The 2267-nt window shown below is 59.1% G+C and carries 3 protein-coding genes; 1 reads left to right on the plus strand and 2 read right to left on the minus strand.

Features of this window, described 5'->3' with window-relative positions:
• On the minus strand, window positions 1-669 hold a 669-nt coding region (locus tag ABYO54_RS16000), incomplete at its 3' end, for a tetratricopeptide repeat protein (protein WP_372809230.1).
• 235 nt (window positions 670-904) lie between these two features.
• Between ABYO54_RS16000 and ABYO54_RS16005 the strand changes: the two genes are divergently transcribed.
• Complete coding sequence (locus ABYO54_RS16005) at window positions 905-1993, plus strand: trypsin-like peptidase domain-containing protein (protein WP_372809231.1); 1089 nt, start codon at window positions 905-907, stop codon at window positions 1991-1993.
• Between the two features lie 6 nt (window positions 1994-1999).
• Here ABYO54_RS16005 and ABYO54_RS16010 read toward each other — a convergent pair.
• On the minus strand, window positions 2000-2267 hold a 268-nt coding region (locus ABYO54_RS16010), incomplete at its 5' end, for a ribonuclease HII (RefSeq protein ID WP_372809232.1).

Here is a 2267-nt window from a genome sequence, read left to right on the forward strand (position 1 = left end):
CCGGCCATGATCCGATTCCGCGAGCATCACCTGGTTCTGGGCATTTTGGGTGGTTTTGATCATCTGGTCGCAGTCGGCCAGCGCCTCGTCGTACAAGCCCTCCTCGACCTTCAATTCAACGATCTCTTCCAGCAGGTCGTAGTCGCCGGCCTGTTCGTTGAGCAGCGTTTCGAGGGTCGAGATGCCGGCGGCGACAAGGCCTTGGCGGATGTAGACGCGGCCGAGTTCCTTGAGCGCATCGGTGCGCAGCTTGCCTTCGGCATCGACGACGGTTTCGAGATCTTCGGCGGCCCCGGCCAGCTGCCCGAGGCTGGCGAGCAGTTGCGCGCGGTAGAAGAGGATGCGGGCGTTTCCGGGATCGGCCTTGAGGGCCTCGGAGCACAGCACCAGCGCCTGGTCGTTGTTGCCGGCGCGACCGTGATAGAGGACCAGCAGCAACAGATGGCCCGCACCGTCGCCGCGCTTCGATTCCAGGAAGGCTTCAAGATCCTTGAGGTCGTGGTATTCAAGCCAGCTGTTGCAGAAGCGATCGAACAGGTAGCCCGGCCGCGGGTTTTTCAGCAGGATGCGGTAATAGTCCGCCGCCTTGCCCTCCGGTTGCGGGACTTCCGCAACGACGGCCAACACGGAAAACAACAGAACAATCCCGACACCCCGCACCCACTTCATGACCCACCCCCTATTTGAAACATTTTGCAAGAAGTGGGGAGAGCCTACCCAAATCGATAGACCGATTCACTTACAAACGTCCGCTGTTTTTGGAACCGCCGTTTGCGGAAAGGGGCCTGCCCCTCCGGACGACAAAAAATGCAAAACAGGCTCGATCGTGCGCAGTGGCCATTTATACTGCTTAACCTTGGTCATTATCGGTCTATTGGCCAATTGGTTATAGAAGGGATAAAACATGAAGAGCACACGACGACAAGCAATCCGCAACCAGGCATCGATACTCACCTTGCTGGCAGGCGCATCCGGACTCAACGCGTTCGCGAGCCCGGCCGATGGTGGGAAGGGGAGTTCCTTCGGCTTCGATGAAGAACAGATGAAAAACGTGCTGGTGAACATCGATCTGGAGGAAGGGACGGTCTGCGGGTTCATCGCAAACATGGACGGGAAGCCGTATGTGCTGACCAATACGCAGCTCATTTCAGGCCACCACCGCTTTACCCTGTCCACCCTGTCGGGCACGATGTTGCGCCCCACTCGGATCGAACTTTCCGCCACGCGCGATTTGGCCCGCATCCAGGTGGAATCCGACGCGGGGCTGAAGCTCGCCGCCGCCGTATCCGACGATACGGAGGTTATGCTTGCGGGCTTCACCTCATCCCAGAGCTCCTATTCGGAGACCGGCGGCATCGTCCAGAACGCGAACGAGGAGCGCTTCGACATCACCGCGGACTTTGGCAAAGAGAACTGCGGCAGCCCGATCCTGACCGCGAAGATGGAGGTGTGCGGCATTGCGAGCAACATCGACTACTACACGAACTCGGGCATTTCCTGGGGGCCGGCCACCCGCAACTTCATCTACCGCATCGAGGGCGATTCATGGTTTTCCCCGAACTGGAAGCAATACGACACCCTCTTCGGAAAGCCCCTGCGCGACGCAGACAGCTTCCGGCAGCAGGTCTACGGACTGGCTAGCAACTGGATGAAAAACCTGAAGTCGAGAATCGAGACCGAGGAGGATGTCCCCCTCGAAGTCGAGCGCTGGATCAAACAGCATAACGGGATGGTCGGCAACCTCGAGGACAAACGCGGCAGCAAAAAGAAGGGAACCGATCCGAACAAATCCTTCCAGAAAGATTTCTCCGACAGTTGCAATGCCTTGGTTGACATGTGCGAGGCCAAAGCCAGAAGCCTGACCTTCGTTGCCGAACAGAAAAACGCCACGCCGTTTACCAGCAACCAGTTCCTGTGGCGTTCGCGCGAGCTGTTGCTGTTCGTGAGGGTTGTCCGGGCTTTCGAGGAGTCCAAAAGCAACATGATCTGGTAACGCCCGTCAAAGCAGATCCAGCTGGTTGAGCTCGGCGACGGGGCGGAACGATCGGCGGTGCGCGGGCGTTGCCCCGTACCGGCGCAGGGCTTCCAAATGTTGCTTGGTGCCATAGCCTTTGTGCGCGGCGAAGCCATATTCGGGATAGCGCGCATCCAACGCCACCATCATCCGGTCGCGGGTGACCTTGGCGATGATGCTGGCGGCGGAGATGGAGATGGAGAGCGCGTCGCCCTTCACGATCGCCTTGTGCCCGCACGGAAGCCCTTTAACG

This window comes from Pontiella sp. (assembly GCF_041622395.1).
Lineage (GTDB): Bacteria > Verrucomicrobiota > Kiritimatiellia > Kiritimatiellales > Pontiellaceae > Pontiella.